Source organism: Curtobacterium sp. MCPF17_031, assembly GCF_003234035.1.
GTDB lineage: Bacteria > Actinomycetota > Actinomycetes > Actinomycetales > Microbacteriaceae > Curtobacterium.
In genome coordinates, this window is record NZ_QKSG01000012.1 from 43594 (window position 1) to 62542 (window position 18949).

16 protein-coding genes and 1 tRNA gene are annotated in these 18949 nt (G+C 68.1%); 6 read left to right on the top strand and 11 right to left on the bottom strand.

Annotated elements, in window-relative coordinates:
* Position 1: 1 nt before the first annotated feature.
* The gene (locus tag DEJ31_RS15260; protein ID WP_111122288.1) at positions 2–1714 is read right to left on the bottom strand and encodes an Eco57I restriction-modification methylase domain-containing protein; all 1713 of its coding nucleotides are present in this window, start codon (positions 1712–1714) and stop codon (positions 2–4) included.
* A 394-nt stretch (positions 1715–2108) separates the two neighbouring features.
* Here DEJ31_RS15260 and DEJ31_RS15265 point away from each other — a divergent pair, with 394 nt between their 5' ends.
* Complete coding sequence (locus DEJ31_RS15265) at positions 2109–3188, top strand: EcsC family protein (protein ID WP_111122289.1); 1080 nt, start codon at positions 2109–2111, stop codon at positions 3186–3188.
* Positions 3189–3318: 130 nt separating this feature from the next.
* Here DEJ31_RS15265 and DEJ31_RS15270 read toward each other — a convergent pair whose 3' ends face one another.
* The 4 genes from DEJ31_RS15270 to DEJ31_RS15285 form a co-directional block, all read right to left on the bottom strand.
* On the bottom strand, positions 3319–3960 hold the full coding sequence (locus DEJ31_RS15270; RefSeq protein WP_111122290.1) for a toll/interleukin-1 receptor domain-containing protein: 642 nt from the start codon (positions 3958–3960) through the stop codon (positions 3319–3321).
* Positions 3961–4071: 111 nt separating this feature from the next.
* Positions 4072–4377 (bottom strand): EthD family reductase, encoded by a 306-nt coding sequence (locus DEJ31_RS15275; protein ID WP_111122291.1) that lies wholly within the window; start codon positions 4375–4377, stop codon positions 4072–4074.
* 47 nt (positions 4378–4424) lie between these two features.
* Positions 4425–5861, bottom strand: a complete 1437-nt coding sequence (locus DEJ31_RS15280) for an NAD(P)/FAD-dependent oxidoreductase (protein ID WP_111122292.1) — start codon at positions 5859–5861, stop codon at positions 4425–4427.
* The gene (locus DEJ31_RS15285; protein WP_111122293.1) at positions 5858–6424 is read right to left on the bottom strand and encodes a hypothetical protein; all 567 of its coding nucleotides are present in this window, start codon (positions 6422–6424) and stop codon (positions 5858–5860) included. The genes DEJ31_RS15280 and DEJ31_RS15285 overlap by 4 nt, the downstream gene beginning before the upstream one ends.
* A gap of 161 nt (positions 6425–6585) precedes the next feature.
* Between DEJ31_RS15285 and DEJ31_RS15290 the strand changes: the two genes are divergently transcribed.
* Both DEJ31_RS15290 and DEJ31_RS15295 read left to right on the top strand, forming a co-directional pair.
* A complete protein-coding gene (locus DEJ31_RS15290; protein ID WP_258366332.1) occupies positions 6586–7143 on the top strand; it encodes a TetR/AcrR family transcriptional regulator in 558 nt (185 codons plus the stop codon).
* 88 nt (positions 7144–7231) lie between these two features.
* A complete protein-coding gene (locus DEJ31_RS15295) occupies positions 7232–8323 on the top strand; it encodes a hypothetical protein (protein WP_146243178.1) in 1092 nt (363 codons plus the stop codon).
* 151 nt (positions 8324–8474) lie between these two features.
* Here DEJ31_RS15295 and DEJ31_RS15300 read toward each other — a convergent pair whose 3' ends face one another.
* The 4 genes from DEJ31_RS15300 to DEJ31_RS15320 all read right to left on the bottom strand — a co-directional run bounded on the left by DEJ31_RS15300 (position 8475) and on the right by DEJ31_RS15320 (position 12394).
* A complete protein-coding gene (locus DEJ31_RS15300) occupies positions 8475–9200 on the bottom strand; it encodes a hypothetical protein (protein ID WP_146243179.1) in 726 nt (241 codons plus the stop codon).
* Between the two features lie 192 nt (positions 9201–9392).
* Positions 9393–9481 (bottom strand) — tRNA-Ser (locus DEJ31_RS15305).
* Between the two features lie 373 nt (positions 9482–9854).
* Positions 9855–10739: a GntR family transcriptional regulator gene (locus tag DEJ31_RS15310; RefSeq protein ID WP_181433546.1), complete on the bottom strand. Its 885-nt coding sequence runs from the start codon at positions 10737–10739 to the stop codon at positions 9855–9857.
* Positions 10740–10870: 131 nt separating this feature from the next.
* Positions 10871–12394, bottom strand: coding sequence for an MFS transporter (locus tag DEJ31_RS15320; RefSeq protein WP_258366333.1), 1524 nt, complete (start codon positions 12392–12394; stop codon positions 10871–10873).
* A gap of 190 nt (positions 12395–12584) precedes the next feature.
* Between DEJ31_RS15320 and DEJ31_RS15325 the strand changes: the two genes are divergently transcribed.
* The 3 genes from DEJ31_RS15325 (at position 12585) to DEJ31_RS15335 (ending at position 17469) form a co-directional block, all read left to right on the top strand.
* Complete coding sequence (locus tag DEJ31_RS15325) at positions 12585–13784, top strand: cobalamin-independent methionine synthase II family protein (RefSeq protein ID WP_258366334.1); 1200 nt, start codon at positions 12585–12587, stop codon at positions 13782–13784.
* 206 nt (positions 13785–13990) lie between these two features.
* The gene (locus tag DEJ31_RS15330) at positions 13991–15379 is read left to right on the top strand and encodes an AAA family ATPase (protein ID WP_110904632.1); all 1389 of its coding nucleotides are present in this window, start codon (positions 13991–13993) and stop codon (positions 15377–15379) included.
* A gap of 44 nt (positions 15380–15423) precedes the next feature.
* Positions 15424–17469, top strand: a complete 2046-nt coding sequence (locus tag DEJ31_RS15335) for a VWA domain-containing protein (protein ID WP_258366335.1) — start codon at positions 15424–15426, stop codon at positions 17467–17469.
* A 125-nt stretch (positions 17470–17594) separates the two neighbouring features.
* On the opposite strand, the gene DEJ31_RS15340 is transcribed toward DEJ31_RS15335, so the two are convergent.
* Positions 17595–18398, bottom strand: coding sequence for an SCO1664 family protein (locus DEJ31_RS15340; RefSeq protein WP_111122298.1), 804 nt, complete (start codon positions 18396–18398; stop codon positions 17595–17597).
* Positions 18395–18937 (bottom strand): DUF3090 domain-containing protein, encoded by a 543-nt coding sequence (locus DEJ31_RS15345; RefSeq protein ID WP_110904634.1) that lies wholly within the window; start codon positions 18935–18937, stop codon positions 18395–18397. The genes DEJ31_RS15340 and DEJ31_RS15345 overlap by 4 nt, the downstream gene beginning before the upstream one ends.
* Between the last annotated feature and the right edge of the window lie 12 nt (positions 18938–18949).

An 18949-nucleotide genomic window follows, 5' to 3' on the forward strand; every position in this document is an offset into this window, starting at 1 on the left:
GCTAGAACGCTAGCGGCAGTCCATAGGCGCGCGCGAGTTCCGCTTCGAAGTCATCGTCTGCTACCGCTGCGAGGCGGTCAAGCTCCGATGCTGAGGGCAGCGGGAGCGATCCAAGCTCGTACGAACTAACCGCAGTCGATCCTGAGATGCAGCGAAGTAGATCATCGAGCATCTGGGATGAGAGCAGTCGCGTCAGAAGGCGCTGGGTCAGCAGCGGCTCGTCACTCGTCGGTCGGAGGACGTTGATGTGGTTCTCCACAACCACAGCTCCGCCAAGTGTCGCGATCAAGTCCGCATCCAATGGAGCGACGACGAGACGCCGCACCTGCTCAGGGGCAGTCGTGCGCTGCACGAGGATCGCTGGCTGAGTGAGCGCGTTAACAGCCCGGTCTTTCTCTCCATGCAGGGAGAGGTACCGAATATGGTCTCGGCCCACGTCCCGATGCACCCTTCCACCGTCGATGTCAGCCGCCCAAAGCACATATGCACGTCCTTTGCTTGCATTGGAGTGCAGGTCCGCGCGCCGGCGGTTCCATACAAGCGGCCCCGTCGAAGCGTGCCATCCTGCGCTGCGAAGCGTGTTGGGCAGGAAAGACGCGGCAGCTACGAGCGGTGCATCCTGCTCGCGCCGAGGGAGCAGCCAGGGACGGTCGCCGGTCGGTGTCGGCACACTCGCGATCTCCGCGACCTCGTCGCTGATTGAGTGCACACGCACCGCTGGTGACCCCGCACGAAAGACGGCAAGGCAGGTTTCTTGCTGCACATCGCGGAACACTCTGCTGCGATTCTTCACGAACGCGATCTCATGCAGTGGAATCTTCTCAGCGAGATACGAGCGCAGTCGCGAGAAGTACAACCCGGCGGTGAAACTTGTCGGCACGAGGGCAGAGACGACGCCGTCTGCACCGACCATCTTCGCTGCTGCTGCAAGGAACAGTCCGTACATGTTGGCATGCCCATAGACCGTCCCGCCGAGGCGCGCCCGTTCGCTGTCCGTCATCTTCCGACGGCCATACGGCGGATTCATGATGCACACCTGCGCTGGTTCCAGGTCGGCAGCGAGACCATCCCCAACGTGAGCAAGCGCCGGAAGTGGACGCAGACTAGACGCAGCCCGAGCCAGAGTGGGCAGCATCTCGGCCGCGAGTACTACGTTCGCGACGTAGACAGCCCACGGATCGGTATCGATCCCCTCGACGGCTTGCGGCAGCGCAGCCAACACGATCGACGGATCGACGTCGCTCCTCGCGCGGAGATACTCACGCAGTACCGGAACTAGCAGTGCCCCAGCCCCACACGCGGGATCTCGCACGAGACCGGGCACCACCTCGGGAGTCTCACCGAAACCGAGAGCACTCCTCGTCATCTTCCAGAGTTGTTCGGCCAGGACGAGCGGTGTGTAGTGCCGCCCGTGCTCGCTGCGTATTGCGGGGTCGACCGTCGCGACGTACGCCTGCCCGATTGCAAGACCGTCTGTACCGGCTGCGTCGAATGGCACGCCGTCGGGCAGCTCCGGTATCGGCGCTGGCTGCTTCGCTTGCAGCGCGAACGCGAGGTCTTCCCACGCTGGATCCAGTCCAGACTTCCGAACCTGATGCCGCCACCAGGGCGTCAACTTCGCCAGCGCTAATTCAGTCGCGCTGAGAGTCACAGCGGGCTTCGTGCTGACTCCTGACCTTGCACCATCGTCTAGCACCGTCTGCGCGAAAGCCATGCCAAGAGGGTAGCGCGAAGGTATGACGCTGCTTCGGTGAAGCAGCGTGCCCAAGACCCCACCCCTTGCCCGCTGGTGAACGCGCGCGGGCGTCGGTCCGGCTGCTGATGGAACTCACAACGACTTCGCGGACCGCGACTGTCGGGGGGGGGGCACGCAGGTGCCAAGTACCGGCCGCTTTTGCGCGAAAGGTGTCCACCCAGCGGTCAGCCCAGCCGTTACGGAGCGCCCTCCCTTGCCTGAATCTCAGCGCACGGGCAGCGACCCTGCCTCGACTCGCCCCCATCAGGGACGAGCGGGGCTTCCTCTGCTTGGGCCATGCATCTGCGAGCCGTCGTGTGGCTCATGGTCCGTGGTCTACTTACGAGGAGGCTTCAATTCGAGCGGAGACGTAGTGATCGACGGCATGTCCGAGTACGAGCGGCGCGCGTGGGACAAGCTCGTCGATGACGAGCGTGCGCGCCGACGCGGTTGGCGCGCCCGCGCTTCGACCAAGGCCGCAGAGATGGCGTCATCTACAGGCGAGTTCGTCAAGCACATCCCCGGCGTGAGTCGCGTCGACGTGGTCTTGGAAGAGCACATCAAGGCCGCGCTCGGTGGCGCCGCGACCGCCGTGTTCGCGCCGGCTGTGTCGACCGTGTCGTATGAACGCAGAGTCCGTCGCCTGCACGCGAAGCACCCGGAGGTTGACGAAGCGTCCCTATTCGAAGTGCTTGACCTTCGGGTGCTCGACAAAGGGCGGCCGAGGCAGATCCTGCCGATCGCGGGCGCGGTGGAATCCGCCGGCGCCTCACTCGTCATCACGGGGCTAGAGGTTTCGACGACAGTGACCGGGGGCGCGTCAGCGGCCGCGATTGGCCTTGCGATTGCGAGCGATATAGCGGCGTCTCTGGCACTTCTTGGCCGGGCTATCGCGGAAGTCGCGGTGCACTACGGTTATGACCCCGCCGAGCCCGAAGAGGAGGTCTTCCTCCTCGGCGCGCTGTCGTACAGCACCGCCACAAGTCTTCAGGCCAAGACTGCTTCGCTGGCGGGGCTTGCTCGTCTCAGTCAGCAGATGATGCGGAGGGCGACGTGGAAGGACCTTGAGAAAGAAGTCCTCGTCAAGATCGTGCAAGCAGTGTTCGAGAAGGTTGGGGTGAACCTGACGCATAAGCGGCTCGCGCAACTCGTACCGGTGCTCGGCGGTCTGTTCTCGGCCGCGTTGAGCTACGAAATGTTGGACCGTGCCCTGAAGGACGCCACCCGCGTCTACCGGGTGCGTTACCTCGCTGAGAAGCATGGCGTTTCGTTTCAGTCGTGGGTGGACGACGTTGAGCGGGGCGGCGAGGAGGGTGCGGCTTGGAGCGGGGCCCACGAGGACGAGGACGAGCTTGCCGTCGATGTTGCGGAGATCGCCGAGGAGGCAATCGAAGCGGCCGAGGATTCGGAGGACCCGGAGGATCCGGAGCATTCGGAGGACCGTCCGCAGTAGTCCGTCCCTCAGTGAAGAGTGCTCCGAGGCGGTTAGCGGGTGAGCGGTGGCGTGCTGGCGTCAGCGCTGTTCACCCAGCCCTCTCCGGCGGGAGTGGCGTCGCTGTCGGGCGCGGATCCGGTGCCGATCGTCACGATCGCGGGCGGGTAGACGCGGATCTGGACGGTCCCCTCCTCGGGAGCCTCTTTCCCGTGCGTGAAGCTCGTCGGTCCGTTGAGTGGTGCGGCGGTGGTGAAGCGTTTGCGTCCCACAGGAACGTGATCTCGTGTACCGTGCCGGTGTTCTCGGCGGTGGGTGTGGCTCGGAACCAGACGGGGCCGGTGTAGGCGGTGGGATGTGTGCCTGCGTGCCACTCGGCCGGCCGTCGATCGAACCGCGAGGCAATCTCGCGGGCTAGGGCGTCCGCGTCGCCGTCCCATCGTGCGGCGAGAGTGTCCTGGAGGAGCGGATACGCCTTCGCGACCTCGTCGAAGTCCCCGTCGATCAGCGGCACGATCTTGCGGTCGCCGGTCCGTCCCTGTTGCGCGAGCGCGTTCCGCAGTTCCAGCTCGGGCCATCCCTTGCCAATGAAGCTTGGGGTGATGATCAGGAGAACGAGGGCCGCCTCGGCTAGGCCTTCACCGACGGCGGCCGTCAGACTGTCGCCGGGCACCATGGAGGCTTCGTCGAACCAGGTGGAAACGCCAAGATTGTTCAACGCACGGTCGATGGGCCGGGCGACGGTATCTTTGTCTTCGCTCGCGTGCGAGATGAAGACGTCACGGCTAATCATGCGTGCCTCCCGGGGTTGTCCGGAGTGTACGTGACCGTGCGTGGCCAGGGTTTCACCGACCCGGGCGGTGGCCGCCGAGCACGCGTGTCGTGTTCGACGGCCAGGGTCCGGTCAGGCGCTTTCGATGTCGGAGAAGAGGCCGGTGAATGGGACGTCGGTGGCGATGAGTCGTCCGAACAGTTCCTGGGCGACAGGAGTCGTCACTGCTGCCGATGCGTCTTCGTAGCTGTCGAAGTACAGGTCGAGCGTGCGGTAGGCGGGTGTGGCTGAGCCGTCCTCCTTCGGCCACACTTTTGCGCTCTCGGTTCGGCGCAGCTGCGGCAGCTGCTCGGCGAGGACGACCACGTCTGCGTACGCCGCTTCGAAGACTGCCGGGTCGGTCGGGTTGTTGAAGATGAAGGTGATCTTGGTGGCCATGATGAGTTTGTCCGTTCGATGGTGGGTGATGGAGCGAGGAGGGCGACTTATCGGCCCGCGGCTTCGAGGAGCCGGAGCCACACTTCGCTGATGGTCGGGTACGCGGGCACTGCGTGCCACAGCCGGTGGATGGGCACTTCGCTGGTGATCGCGATGGTGGCGGCGTGGACGAGTTCGGTGACGTCCTGGCCGACCGCGGTGAACCCGACGATGGTGTCGGTGTGGTCGTCGATCAGGATGCTGGCGTGGCCGCTGTAGCCGTCGGCGTGCAGAGCGGCTCCGGCGACAGCGCCGAGGTCGTATTCGACGAAGCGGACATGCCGCCCGGAAGATGCCGCGGTGGCGCGAGTGAGACCGACGGCAACGATCTCCGGGCTGGTGAAGATCACCTGCGGAACGGCGTCATGATCAGCCGTGGCGGCATGGCGCCCCCATCGGGCGTCGTCGACTGGCGCCCCGGCGGCGCGTGCCACGATGACGTCTCCAGCAGCGCGTGCCTGGTACTTCCCTTGATGGGTGAGGAGGGCCCGATGGTTGACGTCGCCGACGGCGTAGAACCAGCCGTCGTCGATGAGGTTGCCATCGGCGCCGAGCACTCGGAGGGTGTCATCAACCTGCAACCACCCACCATCGCGCAGCCCGAGTGCAGCGAGGCCGAAGTCAGCGGTATTCGGCGTCCGGCCGGTCGCGACGAGGAGTTCGTCCGCATCGATCGTTTCGCCGTCGGCGAGTGTGACATGCACGCCCGATTGGTCTCGATGCACCTCTGTAGGGTTCGCCCCGATCATGACGCGGACTCCGTCCTCTTGCAGGGCGGCGACGACGTGTTGCGCCGCGAATGGTTCCACGTTGGGAAGTACACCGTCGCGTGCGATGAACGTGACCTGCGCACCGAGGGCGCTGTAGGCCGTGGCCATCTCCGTACCGACGACGCCACCGCCGATGATCGTGAAGCGTTCGGGGATTCTCTTCGCGGACACCGCTTCCCGGCTGGTCCACGGACGCGCTTCTGCCAGGCCGGGAATCGGAGGCACCGCTGCGCTCGTACCGGTTGCGGCGACGACAGCGTGCCGGGCGGTGAGAACCACGTCGGAACCGTCAGGCTGAGTCACCGAGACGCTTCGTGGACCAGCGATACGTCCGCGCCCACGGATGAGCGTGATGCCTGCGCTTGCCAACCATGACGCCTGTCCGGCGTCATCCCATTCGGACGCGAACCGGTCTCGGCGCCGCAGGACGGCCGCGACATCGAGGGTGCCCGTGATCGCGGCCGACGCGCCGGGCAGATGCTGTGCCGCTCGGAACGCCGCCACGTCGCGGAGGAGAGCCTTGGTGGGCATACATGCCCAGTAGGAGCATTCGCCGCCGACGAGTTCCGACTCGATGATCGCGACGCTGAGGCCGCCCTGCACTGCTCGGTCTGCGACGTTCTCGCCGACCGGCCCGGCTCCGATGACGACAACGTCGAACTCGGTGGCGCTCATCGGGTGGCAGCCTTCGCGGCGCGGCCGAGGCGGATCGCGGAGATGAGGAAGAAAACGGCGCCGAGGATGGCGTATCCGCCGAGGCCGGTCACGGATTCGGACTTTGTCGACTGGAGGATGAAGCCGGCTCCGGCGAGGACGGAGATGCCGCCGCTGAGGATCATCGGCCACTGGCCGCCGAGCTTGCGGCGGAGGAGCGCGACGATCAGCTGCACCGCGCCCGCGGTAACAGCCCAGAGCCCCCATACGACCATCACGGCTGAGGTGCCGGAGGCCACGGCGAAGCCGAGACCGACGGCGGCCAGCACGCTGAGCGCCATGTTCACGTACAGCAGTGATGCGGGGCCTGTCGCGCGGGAAGCGCGGTGGTCGACGATCGCCGCGGCAACGTCGAAGAGTGGGTAGAGCAGCAGAAGCGTGATCGTCAGCGGGCTGAGGCCGGTCGCCGAGCCGGCGATGATCAGCACGAGTGCCCAGACGAGCTGGAATGCGGAGCGGAGGAAGTAGAGGTTCCGCAGCGGGGCGGCGATCCCCGCGGACTGCGGGACGGGAGAGGAAGTCATGAGAAACCCTTCTGAAGGTGAGACGCCGAAGCGGCGAGAGCTGGACAGCCGGGTCGCGCTCGCTGCTGTAGCGAGGTAGAATGACTAGTCACTCTACGAAGAGTAGGCACAGTCGGAAGATGAGCGCAAGTGGGGACGGAGGACCGTTTATGATCGGGTCGATGAAGGCGCCCATGCGAGACCGACTGATCGAAGCCGCAACGGAGTTGTTCTACGCAGAGGGCCTTCGCGCGGTGAGCGTCGACAAGGTCATCGAGCGCGCGGGTACCACGAAGGTGACCTTCTACCGGCACTTCAAGAGCAAGGACGAACTCGTCGTCGCGCACTTGCAACGCCGTGCGCAGCTGGAGCGCGACGGCATTGGAGCAGCCATCGAACACGCCAACGGCAATCCAGACCGCGCCTTCCAACTCATCGCAGGCGCGCTCGGAACCATGGCGTGCGAGCCGGGCTTTCGCGGATGCCCGTTCATCAATGCCGCCGCCGAGTACCCGGACCCTGCAAGCGCCGTGCGACAGACCGTTCAGCACCATCGCTCCTGGTGCAAGTCAACCTTCGAGGAAATCATCCGACCGCTCCATCTGGAGGATGCGTCGGGAGTGGCGGCCGATCTGATGCTGTTGCGTGATGGTGCGATGGTCGCTGGCTACCTCGACGATGAAGACACCCTCGCCGCGTCATTCCTCCGAAGCAGCCGCGCCCTCATCCGGCAGTCGTGACCCTCCCGCCGTAGCGGCGCGAACCCCAGCACCTCGTGCTCGCCGGCCCACGTCGAATTACCGTCTCCGCTCAGGCGATACTGCCGTCATGCACAGATCCGTCCCGTGGACGCTTTCCGATGCGGTGCAGCGACTCGCCGCAGCCGGATTTCGACCAGAACGCGTAACGCAAGCAACGGTCGCGCTTCGACGCCGCACCCGGGCGCTCCTGGTGGTCGTGTTGATCGGGGCCGCAAGCGCTGTCGTTAGCGGCGCACTCACTCACCGTGAGGTCATCCAAACGGTGGGCGTTAGTGGCGTGCTGCTCACGGCGTGTTACCTCCTCGCCCACGCCCGACGAACCAGCTTCTCCGTCGCACTCGACATCGTCCGCGACGTCCTCATCGGCGCGGCCTACACGTTCTGTTTCGCGGCTTCTGTTGCGATGTCTGTTTGGGCGCTCGACACTACGGTCATCACCGTGCTCTCCGGCGCCGATGACATGCGGCAGGATTTTCTCATCGCCACACTGCAGGCCGGCGCCGCCTGCTTCTTCGCGCTCGGGAGTCGGGCGTGCGCGCCACCATTGCTTAGCGCGCGCACCGGCCATTGGTCGTATTCGCTCAACGTCGCAACGGTTCTCGTTCTCTGGCTGGCCAGCGGGACTTTGCTGACCGCAATCGCGTGTTCCATCGCACCGACCGGTAGCGGTCTCGCTGCCCCGCTGGGCGCAGCGGTCGCTGTCGCCACGTTCGTCTTCGGGATCGCTGGCGGTCGGATGAGCAGCCTGCGGCAAGAGGCTGCCAGCCTGGTCACGGCCCTCGATCAGCTCTGGGTTGCACTTGCCGCAGGCAACGAACTTTCCGACGCCCACCGGGAGGCGTATTTGGCGGTGGAGCGACAGATCGCTTTCGGCCACGCAGGGCTCCTGGTTGGCACTCGCCGCCGCGGCGCTGATCGTCCGCTCCTCATCGCACTGTTGTACATCGGGGCTCGGCTCGGAGCACCGGTCACTGGGCTCCCACCTAACGTGCAGACCTACCTTGACCGCACAACCGCTGAGGACGAGGCTGCGTTCCGTGCCGATGCAGCGGCGACGATTGTGTCGTTCCGTGCGCAGCTCGTGTTTCGGGCGGTCACGATGGGACGAGGGGCTACCGGCGCGTTTTCGGATCGCAGCACAGCAGCGCAACGCAGCTGAAGCGGTTTCTTCGGCACTGTCTCGCTTGCCGCCCGAGCCGTGCGCACCTGCCGTGATCTGTGAGGAGGCACCTAACCGGCCCATTCGATCCTTCTCGTCGACCCAGGAGACACAGGATGCCCACCAGCAACACCGTCGCAGTCGTCGTACTTCACGGAGACGACGTGTTGAGCGAGCGCGAGGCCGAGGACGTCGCCCTCGGGGAACGATCAGCAGGAGCCCGCCAGGCCGCGAAGGCACTCGGTGCAGGTGCACCAATCACCACAGCCGCCACGCAGGCGGAGACGGCGTCAGTCGTCGCACCGAACTTGGCCAGGTTGCCCCGAAACCCACGTCCAGCATCCGCGACAGCGAACCGCAACGTGGGCGTGGTTCCCCAGTCCTTCGTCCACTGAGCCGCCAGGAACCCGTTCGACAAACCCGAGTGCTCCTCCACGTTCTCCCCAGCCTCGCTCAGAGAGCGATGCAGGGCGCCAGCAGCAACGGCGTCAAACGGCTCAACTGCATCGTGAATATGCTCCGCAAGCCCCGACATGCTCGCCACCGAGTCGAATGAGTGCAGCTCCACCAGCCCGGTGTTCCGTCGCGCAGGCACGAACGGGAGTCCGTGCACCACGTCCAACTCGTCAAGTCGGTCACCCAACCCCATCCGATAAAGGTAGGAGCCGCGGTCCCGATTGGCCGGCGCAACGAACTCCACGTTGACGCCGTCACGGCGCTGACGGTCGATGAAGGCGAGAACACTCACAAGCCCAAACGGCGTGAACCAGGTCGCGCGTCCAAGATCGACGCGAGACAGCCCCGCCACAGGCGAAGGAACGATCGACTTCTGGACGTCGGCGGAGGTGCAGCGAGCACCAATGATCAGATCAGCCATCGAGCGGCCGCTTCGCCGGCACAGCTACGCTGGGCACCACCCAGGCGGCACGCACGACAGATGAAGAGGCAGCGAAGACAAGATCGCCGACGCGCCCCCGCAAATCCGACCCCTGTCATCCGCCTGCTTCCGGGAAAGAACGAGTGCGACTCGATAACTAGATCGAGCCGCACTCGTTAACTCTCCGGAGTGCGGAGACGGAGGGATTTGAACCCTCGGTCCCCGAAAGGGGACTCCACCTTAGCAGGGTGGTGCACTCGGCCTGACTATGCGACGTCTCCAGGTGTTCGACGACGAGCATACAGGAGGTCGGGCGGACTCTCGACCCGCCGGATCGCCGTCAGCGGAGCCGCAGTCGTGCCCGGTGAGACGGCATCTGCGGCACCGTTCTCATCGGTCCCCCGAAGTGGGGACGATGGGGGGTTGCCGTTGTGTACCCCGGTGCATAGTCTCGTCGTGACGTGGCATCACATTCCGGGGCGTCACACCCCCGTCGCCGCGACACAGCACCCAGCAAGAGCACGCAGTACAGCACCAGACGTCGCTCCCCGTGGCCTGGGCCTGACGCCCCCGATCGTCAGCGCCCGCCCGGGGAGCGACTTGGTTGCGCGACGGCATGGTGATGTCCGTCCCGCATGGCGACACCGGTTCGACTCAAGCCGTCTCGGCGCTGCGGAACCGCTCGGGCAGCGCGATCAGCAGCTCGGCCAGCTCGGTCAGCCGGACGGCGCACAGCGCGACGTCGTCCGCGAGCGCTGCGCTCCGTGCAGCCTTGACGACCTGCATGCGCCGGGTCCAGTCCGCTGCGACGTCGATGCCGTTCGCCCGCGCGATGTCGTCCGTGTGGAAGACATCGAGCACGGTCTGCTGCGATCGCAACCAGTCAGCGCTCACCGGGGCCCCGGACCGCCGGAGCACCCACACCGCGAGCTCCACGAACGCACCGGCCTCCGACAGACAGTCGCGGAGGACGGCGGGGTCGAAGGGCTCGTCGCCCCGGGCACAGCTGGTCGGCGGATCGACCAGCATCGAGCGCGCGATCCGGGTGCGCTCGACCATCTGCCCGACCGTCCACGGGGCGATCACCACACCGACGTAGCGCTGCACGATGACCAGTCGGAGGGCCTCGAGCGGCACGAGCGCTTCGCGGACCGGGGTCCGCGACACCCGCATGTCGTCGGCCAGCGCGTCGAGGCGCAGGCGCTGTCCACGGCGGTAGTCACCGCGCAGGATGTGGCGCAACATCCGTTCGAAGACCGCGTCACGCAAGAGGTTGCGCGGCACCCCCAGCGGGTCGGCGACACCGCCACCGGCACCGGCACCGGCACAGGCGCCGGCACCGGCGGCACCGGGTCCGGCACCGGGTCCGGCACCGGTGGCACTCGTGGCACTGGCGGCACTGGTGGCACTGATCGCGTCGCTCTCGACGCGCAGGAGTCCGGTCATCAGGTCACCGTCCTGCACGGCGGCTCCGACGGCCGAGGGCACCGTCTGCCCGGTGCACAACCGGACGCGGCCGTCTTCTGTGGAGGACAGCATGCTGCCCCCTCCGGCGGTGTTCGGCCGTCGTGGTGGTGTCGTGCATCGGATCCTCCGTGACCACGGCCCTCCGGACGGGGCCGTGGTCACGAGGATCACAGGATGCGGCGGCGACCGCTAAACATGTTGCATCAGGAGTTTCGCCCGGTCGCCGACCCACGGCTGGACGGGCCTCCCGTGCCGGAACCCGGACCGGAGTCCGCACTGTCCTTCCCGGTCAACACCGACAGCGGCTGCGTGATGTCCTCGAGGCCCTTCCGGGCGGCATCGACACCGAAGACGAGTGCGACCACCCCGCCGACGATCATCACCGCGGATCCGAGCAGGTACCCCCAGAAGAGCGGGTCGCGGTCCGAACCGTCGCCGATGAAGGCACCGTAGATGAGCGGTGCGATCGCGCCGAAGACCTGCGCCAGCGCGAAGAAGTACGAGATCGCCTGCGACCGCAGTTCGAGCGGGAAGATCTCGCTGACGGTCAGGTACGCGCTCGATGCCCCGGCCGAGGCGAAGAAGAACGACACGCACCAGAACGCGACCTGCCAGCCCGCGTTGATCGCGTCCGCGCGGAACAGGAACGCCGAGGTGGCGAGCACCAGCCCGGACACCAGGTAGGTCAGGAAGATCATCTGCCGCCGACCCCAGGTGTCGAAGAAGCGACCGAGGATGATCGGCCCGAGCAGGTTGCCGATCGCGAACGGGAAGAAGTAGATCGACGTCTGTGCGGTCTTCAGCCCGAAGAAGTTCGTCAGCACGAGTGCGTACGTGAAGAAGATCGCGTTGTACAGGAACGCCTGCGTGATCATCATCGTCGCGCCGACCAGCGTCCGGGTCGGGTACTGCTTGAGCAGCACGCGCGCGATGGTCAGGAACCCCACCCGGTCCATCGGTGTGACGGTCATCGCCTTCGACTGCGGCACCGGCTCGAGCTCCTTGCCGGACTCCCGCTCGACCTCGGCCTCGATCCGCGCGACGGTGTCCTCGGCCTCCTGCTCCTTGCCGTGCGTCATCAACCACCGGGGACTCTCCGGGATGTGCCGACGGAGGAAGATGATCGCGATGCCGAGCACCGGGCCGAGGAAGAACCCGATCCGCCACCCGATGCTCTCGGAGAAGTTGGCCGTGTCGAGCAGGTAGATGTTCGCGGCCGCTCCGAGGGCGGCGCCGCCCCAGTAGGTGCCGTTGATCGCGATGTCGACGTGCCCGCGGTATCTCGCCGGGATGAGTTCGTCGATCGCCGAGTTGATCGCGGCGTACTCGCCGCCGATGCCGAGACCGGCGACGAACCGGAAGACCGCCAGGAACCAGAAGTCCTGCGCCAGACCCGCGACACCGGAACCGATGAGGTAGATCGCGAGCGTCAGGATGAAGAGCTTGCGCCGACCGAGGCGGTCCGACAGGCGCCCGAAGACCAGTGCGCCGACGACCTGTCCGACCAGGTAGATGCTGCCGAGGGACGCCACGTCCTGGTTCGACAGTCCCAGGTCGGCCTTGAACCCGGCGTTCGAGACGATCTGGATCTCGAGTCCGTCGAGGATCCACGACACCCCCAGGCCGACCACGACGCTCCAGTGGAACCTCGTCCACGGCAGTCGGTCCATCCTCGCCGGGACGAGACTCGTGACCGTCCCGTCCTTCGTTCCGCTGGCGCTCGTCATGCGCATGCTCCTCCCGCGGTGAGCGCCCTCCGCTCACCGCAAGACCGGAACGTACGCTCCAGCCGCCGCTCAGGTTCGCGGAGGGGCGGGAACGGCCCCGGAACGACGCCCGGGGGTCTGATCCGACCGCGATCCGGACTGGAGGCCCGTGACGGCGCCGCCACGAGCCTCCCGTCAGTAGCGTGGTGGCGTGCCGCTGCAGAACTCCACCGACCGCATCCTCACCACCCACACGGGCTCGCTCCCCCGGACGCCGGATCTCACCGCGCTCCTGGTCGCCCGCGACCAGGGCAAGCCGTTCGACGAACAGGCGCTCCGTGACGAGACCGCCGCCGTGCTCGCCCACACCGTCGACGCGCAGCTGGCGGCCGGGATCGACGTCGTCAACGACGGCGAGGTGCCCCGCGTCGGCTTCTCCACCTACATCCGCGAGCGCCTGTCCGGATTCGGCGGCACGGGGCACCGCAAGCCGACGCTCGACTCGGTGAAGTTCCCCGAGTACGCCGCGTTCCAGGCCCGGCAGATCGACGAGGGCGCCGAGTTCGCCCGCGTCTGGGACACCCCGGTCGCGCAGGGCCTGCTGCAGTACGACGAGGAGCGCGCGGGCATCCGCGAGGACCTCGACGGCTTCGAGCGCGAACTCGCTCGCAACGCCGAAGCCGGCCGCACCCCGGCCGGCACGTTCATCTCGGCGGCGACCCCCGGGATCGTCGCGACGACGCTGCTGCTCGACGACGCCAACCCGCACTACGCCGACCACCGCGAGTACGTCTTCGCCCTCGCCGAGCAGCTCCGGGTCGAGTACGAGGAGATCGTCGCCCGCGGCCACGTCCTGCAGCTCGACGCTCCGGACCTGGCGATGGAGCGGGTGATCCACTTCGGCGACGCATCGCTCGACGAGTTCCTGGCGGCGGTCGACCTGCACGTCGACGCGCTCAACCACGCCCTGCGGAACATCCCGAAGGAGCAGACCCGACTGCACGTCTGCTACGGCAACTGGCAGGGGCCGCACCAGGACGACGTCCCCGTCGACGTGCTGCTCCCCCACCTCTACCGCGCCGAGGTCGGGTCGTTCAGCATCCCGTTCGGCAACCCGCGGCACGCGCACGAGTTCCCGGCGTTCCGCGACCTGCCGCTGCCCCCCGGCGCGGTCCTCGTGCCGGGGGTCATCGACGTGACGACGAACTACCTGGAGCACCCGCAGCTCGTCGCGAACCGGATCGTCGAGGCGGCCGAGGCGGTCGGTGACCCGACCCGGATCGTCGCCGGCACGGACTGCGGCCTGGCGACCTTCGCCAGCTACGAGTTCGTCGCGTCCGACGTCGCGTGGGCGAAGCTCGGCGCACTCGTCGAGGGCGCCGAGATCGCGTCCCGCCGCCTGTTCGGCTGACGCGTCCGCGAGACGCCGGCGTCCGCGCGAGACGCCTCCGACCCATCGAGACACAGCCACATCCGGCGGCGTCTCGCCCCTCGGGCGGCGGCACGACCAGACGGGGGCGTCTCGGCGCCGCGGTGTCGGACGGGAGGCGCGGGGCGGCCCCGTCACGGGCGTCCCGTCCGTTGCCGCCGTCGGTGGGCGGGCGTACCGTGGCGCCCGTGAACCGACCTGCTCTCTCCACGGTCGGCGAGCTCCGCGCTGCTGGGCACGTCCAGAAGTCGGTCCGCGCCGAGATCCGCGACAACCTGCTCACCGCCCTCCGCGAGGGCCGCGACCCCTGGCCCGGCCTGCACGGCTTCCAGACCACCGTCATCCCACAGCTCGAGCGCGCCCTGATCGCCGGGCACGACGTCGTCCTGCTCGGCGAGCGCGGCCAGGGGAAGACCCGACTGCTCCGCACCCTGAACGGCCTGATGGACGAGTGGACACCGGTCATCACCGGCTCCGAACTCGGCGAGCACCCGTACGAACCGATCACCACGGCGAGCATCCGCCGTGCCGCGGACCTGGGTGACGCACTGCCGATCTCGTGGGTGCACCGTGACGACCGGTACGTCGAGAAGCTCGCGACGCCGGACACCTCCGTCGCGGACCTGATCGGCGACGTCGACCCGATGAAGGTCGCGGAGGGCCGCAGCCTCGGCGACCCGGAGACGATCCACTTCGGCTTGATCCCCCGCGGCCACCGCGGCATCGTCGCGATCAACGAGCTGCCCGACCTCGCCGAGCGCATCCAGGTCGCGATGCTCAACGTGATGGAGGAGCGGGACGTCCAGATCCGCGGGTACGTGCTGCGACTGCCGCTCGACGTGCTCGTCGTCGCGAGTGCGAACCCCGAGGACTACACGAACCGCGGCCGGATCATCACACCGTTGAAGGACCGCTTCGGCGCCGAGATCCGCACGCACTACCCGATCGAGCTGGCGGACGAGATCGCCGTCATCCGGCAGGAGGCGCAGTTGACCGCCGAGGTGCCGGACGCCTTGATCGAGATCCTCGCCCGCTTCACCCGTGCCCTCCGCGAGTCGAGTGCGGTGGACCAGCGCAGTGGTGTCAGTGCCCGCTTCTCGATCGCCGGTGCCGAGACCGTTTCCGCCGCCGCCGTGCACCGCGCCGCCCGCCAGGGTGAGCCGGACGCCGTCGCCCGGCCGATCGACCTCGAGACCGCGGTCGACGTGCTCGGCGGCAAGATCGAGTTCGAGTCCGGGGAAGAGGACCGCGCCGACGAGGTGCTCGAACACCTGCTGCGGACCGCGACCGCCGAGACCGTGCGCTCGCGCTTCCGTGGGCTGGACTTCGGGGTGCTCGTCGATGCGCTCGAGGGCGGCACGATGGTCACCACCGGCGAACAGGTCAGCGCGCGGGACTTCCTCGCCGGCCTGCCGTCGCTCGGCGAGTCCGACCTGTACGACCAGGTGTGCGAGCGCCTCGGCGCCACGTCCGACGGCGAGCGCGCCGGCGCTATCGAGTTGGCGCTGGAGGGCCTGTTCCTGGCCCGCCGCATCAGCAAGGAGTCCGGCGGGGGCGAAGCAGCGTATGGGATGTGACCCGGTGCGCACCGGCACGGACACCGACACCGACGGGGTGACCCGTGGCTAGCCGCCCGAACCGTCGGCTGAGCCGTGACAGCCGCTACGGCAAGTACGACGGCGGCCCGGATCCCCTCGCGCCACCCGCCGACCTGGCGGAGGCGCTCGACGCGATCGGGCAGGACGTGATGGCGGGTACCTCGCCCGAGCGTGCGATGCGGGAGTTCCTCCGACGCGGCGGGCGGTCGCAGCGGGGGCTTGACGACCTCGCCCGACTGGTCGCCGAGAAGCGCCGCGAACTGACGAGCCGGAACAACCTGGACGGCACCCTGCAGGAGATCAGGCAGCTCCTCGACGAAGCCGTCCTGGCCGAACGTGGACAACTCGCTCGCGACACGGCGATGGACGACGGGGACCGCGCACTGGCCCAGATGCAGCTCGACAGCCTGCCGTCCTCGCCCGCCGCAGCGGTCAGCGAACTGAACGGCTACGACTGGAAGAGCCCGACGGCCCGGCAGAAGTACGAGCAGATCAAGGACCTGCTCGGCCGCGAGATGCTCGACCAGCGGTTCGCGGGCATGAAGCAGGCGCTCGAGAACGCCACCGACGACGACCGGGCCGCGGTCGCCGGGATGATGCAGGACCTCAACGAACTGCTCGACGCCCACCGTCGGGGTGAGGACAGCCAGGAACAGTTCGACGAGTTCATGGCGAAGCACGGTGACCAGTTCCCGTCGAACCCGCAGAACGTGGACGAGCTGCTCGACGACCTCGCAGCCCGAGCCGCAGCGGCCCAACGGATGCGGAACTCGATGACGCAGGAGCAGCGTGACGAACTCGACGCGCTGGCCGAGCAGGCATTCGGCTCCCCCGCACTGATGGGGGCGCTGTCCCAACTCGACGACAACCTGCGAGCCCTCCGCCCCGGCGAGGACTGGGGCGGGTCCGAGGGCATGGACGGCGAGCAGGGTCTCGGTCTCGGCGACGGCACCGGGGTGTTCCAGGACATCGCGGACCTCGACGCCCTGGCCGACCAGCTCGCCCAGGTCGGCCCCGGATCGGAGCTCGACGACCTGGACCTCGACGCCCTCGCCCAGCAGCTCGGCGACCAGGCGGCCGTGGACGCCCGGACCCTGCAGCAGCTCGAGAAGGCGCTGCGGAACTCGGGTGCCGTGAAGCGGGGCACCGACGGGCAGCTCCGGCTCACCCCGAAGGCGATGCGCCAGCTCGGCAAGAGCCTGCTCAAGGACGTCGCCGAGCGGATGTCCGGGCGCCAGGGCGCGCGGGACCTCCGCCGCGCCGGTGCTGCCGGGGACCGCTCCGGCTCGACGCGTCCGTGGGAGTTCGGTGACACCGAACCCTGGGACGTCACACGCTCGATCACCAACGCCCTGACCCGCACGGCCGGGGACGGTACCCGTTCCGGCGCCGGGGTGCGTTTGCAGATCGAGGACGTCGAGGTACAGGAGACCGAGGCCCGCACGCAGGCCGTGGTCGCCCTGCTCGTCGACACCTCGTTCTCGATGGCGATGGAGGACCGCTGGGTCCCGATGAAGCGCACCGCCCTCGCGCTGCACACCCTCATCTCCACGCGGTTCCGCGGGGACGACCTGCAGCTCATCGCGTTCGGTCGTGAGGCCGAGGTGATGGACGTCGACCAGCTCGTCGGCCTCGACGCCATGTGGGACAAGGGCACGAACCTGCACCACGCCCTGCTGCTGGCGAACCGGCACTTCCGGAAGCACCCGAACGCGCAGCCGGTGCTGCTCATCGTCACGGACGGCGAACCCACGTCACACCTGGAACCGAACGGGCAGGTGTACTTCAGCTACCCGCCGGACCCGGTGACGATCGCGCTGAGCGTCCGGGAACTCGAGAACGCTCACCGGCTGGGCGCGAAGACGACGTTCTTCCGGCTCGGTGACGACCCGGGGCTCGCCCGCTTCGTGGACGGCATGGCCCGCCGCGTCGAGGGCACGGTGACGGCGCCGGAGAACGACGACCTCGGCGTCGCGGTGGTCGGGTCCTACCTCGGTGCCCGACGCGGCTCCGGCTCCGGCTCCGGCGACGACGGTCTCTGGGGCAGCGCCTTCAGCCGCTTCGGCTGACCGCACACCTGACGCCCGGGAGGCGCGTGCCGGGCTCGGCGCGCGCCTCCAGGCCCTCGGCGCGCGCCTCCAGGCCCTCGAGCGGGACCCGTCAGAAGACGGGCAGTGTCAGACGGTCAGCCGCGTCAGAAGACCGGCCACGGCACGGCCGGACCGTAGCCGTCCGGCGGCGGGAACGTCGCGACCGCGGCCAGCGCAGCGCAGCGCCCCCGGAGCGCCGACAGCTCGTCGTCGGTGAGGTGCTCACGCAGGGTCTCGCCGAGCGCTCCCCGGAGCGCCTCGGACAGCCGCTGGAGTCCGGCGACCTCGTCCTCGCTGAGGGGTTCGCCGATCCAACCCCAGAGCACCGTCCGGAGCTTGTGCTCGACGTGGAAGGTCAGGCCGTGGTCGACGCCGAAGCGGTGCCCGTCCGGCATGGCCAGGACGTGCCCGCCCTTGCGGTCCGCGTTGTTCGTGACGACGTCGAAGACCGCCATCCGCCGGAGGACCGCCGAGTCCTCGTGCACCAGGGTCACCGCCTGGTCGTTCTCGTCCAGGGCGTCGAGCACCTCACGGACGGTGCCCGCGGCGACCGCCGCGGCGGCGTCCTCGGCCGGGACCAGGTCGACGGCGTCCTGCTCGGGGTCGATGTCCTGCCACCGCTGCACCATGCCCGGGCCGAAGGGGCCGTCACCGAGCCAGGTCTCGGGCACGACGTTCCAACCGAGCGCCTCGGACACCAGGTAGGCGGAGACCTCACGGCCGGCGAGGGTGCCGTCGGGGAAGTCCCACAGCGGCTTTTCGCCCTCGATCGGCTTGTAGACCACGTCCTCGCCGTCGAGCCGGGCGAGGAACGTGGCGTTCGAGGCCTCGCGGATGCGCCCGGTGATGCGGAGTTCCCCGGGAGCGCTGGGGACCGCGGCACCGGCGGCGTCAGGACCGATCGTCATCCGAGCTCGGGCAGCTCGGGCGGGTTCGGTCGTCCGGCGGCGATGACCTCGCGCGTGCGCTGGACGAAGGCGCGGGCGCTTCCCACCGGGATCTTGACCTGCAGCAGCTCGCTCGGTTCGGGCAGTTCGACGACCGCTTCGACCTCGTCGCCGTCGCCGGTCGACTCGGTGAAGACCTCGACGTCGTCCTCGATCGGGTACGCCTCGATCACGACCTGCGCGGTGGCCGGGTCGAAGCCCAGGCTCAGGGCGCCCGCGCGGAACTCGGGCTCGACGGGCTGGTCGAGCGGGTCGCCGTCACGCAGCTCGCTCGGTGCTGCGTCCGGGACGCTGAAGCGGTTGTCGTCGACCGTGGCGACCTCGTCGAGGAGTTCGTCGATCTTGTCGGCGAGCACGGCCGACTGTTCCTTCTCGATGGCGACGCTGACGACGCGACGGCCGTCACGGGCCTGGATGTAGAACGACCGCTCGCCCGGGCGTCCGATCGTGCCGACGACGAGTCTGTCCGGCCAGTCGAAGCCGTGGACGATGGGGGGCATACCGGCATTCTA

Excerpts from the sequence above, each read along its gene's own strand:
- DEJ31_RS15260 (WP_111122288.1), bottom strand. The coding sequence starts at position 1,714 with ATGGCTTTCGCGCAGACGGTGCTAGACGATGGTGCAAGGTCAGGAGTC.
- DEJ31_RS15340 (WP_111122298.1), bottom strand. The coding sequence starts at position 18,398 with ATGACGATCGGTCCTGACGCCGCCGGTGCCGCGGTCCCCAGCGCTCCC.
- DEJ31_RS15310 (WP_181433546.1), bottom strand. The coding sequence starts at position 10,739 with ATGCTGTCCTCCACAGAAGACGGCCGCGTCCGGTTGTGCACCGGGCAG.
- DEJ31_RS15300 (WP_146243179.1), bottom strand. The coding sequence starts at position 9,200 with ATGGCTGATCTGATCATTGGTGCTCGCTGCACCTCCGCCGACGTCCAG.
- DEJ31_RS15345 (WP_110904634.1), bottom strand. The coding sequence starts at position 18,937 with ATGCCCCCCATCGTCCACGGCTTCGACTGGCCGGACAGACTCGTCGTC.
- DEJ31_RS15320 (WP_258366333.1), bottom strand. The coding sequence starts at position 12,394 with ATGACGAGCGCCAGCGGAACGAAGGACGGGACGGTCACGAGTCTCGTC.
- DEJ31_RS15270 (WP_111122290.1), bottom strand. The coding sequence starts at position 3,960 with ATGATTAGCCGTGACGTCTTCATCTCGCACGCGAGCGAAGACAAAGAT.
- DEJ31_RS15280 (WP_111122292.1), bottom strand. The coding sequence starts at position 5,861 with ATGAGCGCCACCGAGTTCGACGTTGTCGTCATCGGAGCCGGGCCGGTC.
- DEJ31_RS15285 (WP_111122293.1), bottom strand. The coding sequence starts at position 6,424 with ATGACTTCCTCTCCCGTCCCGCAGTCCGCGGGGATCGCCGCCCCGCTG.
- DEJ31_RS15295 (WP_146243178.1), top strand. The coding sequence starts at position 7,232 with ATGCACAGATCCGTCCCGTGGACGCTTTCCGATGCGGTGCAGCGACTC.
- DEJ31_RS15275 (WP_111122291.1), bottom strand. The coding sequence starts at position 4,377 with ATGGCCACCAAGATCACCTTCATCTTCAACAACCCGACCGACCCGGCA.
- DEJ31_RS15290 (WP_258366332.1), top strand. The coding sequence starts at position 6,586 with ATGAAGGCGCCCATGCGAGACCGACTGATCGAAGCCGCAACGGAGTTG.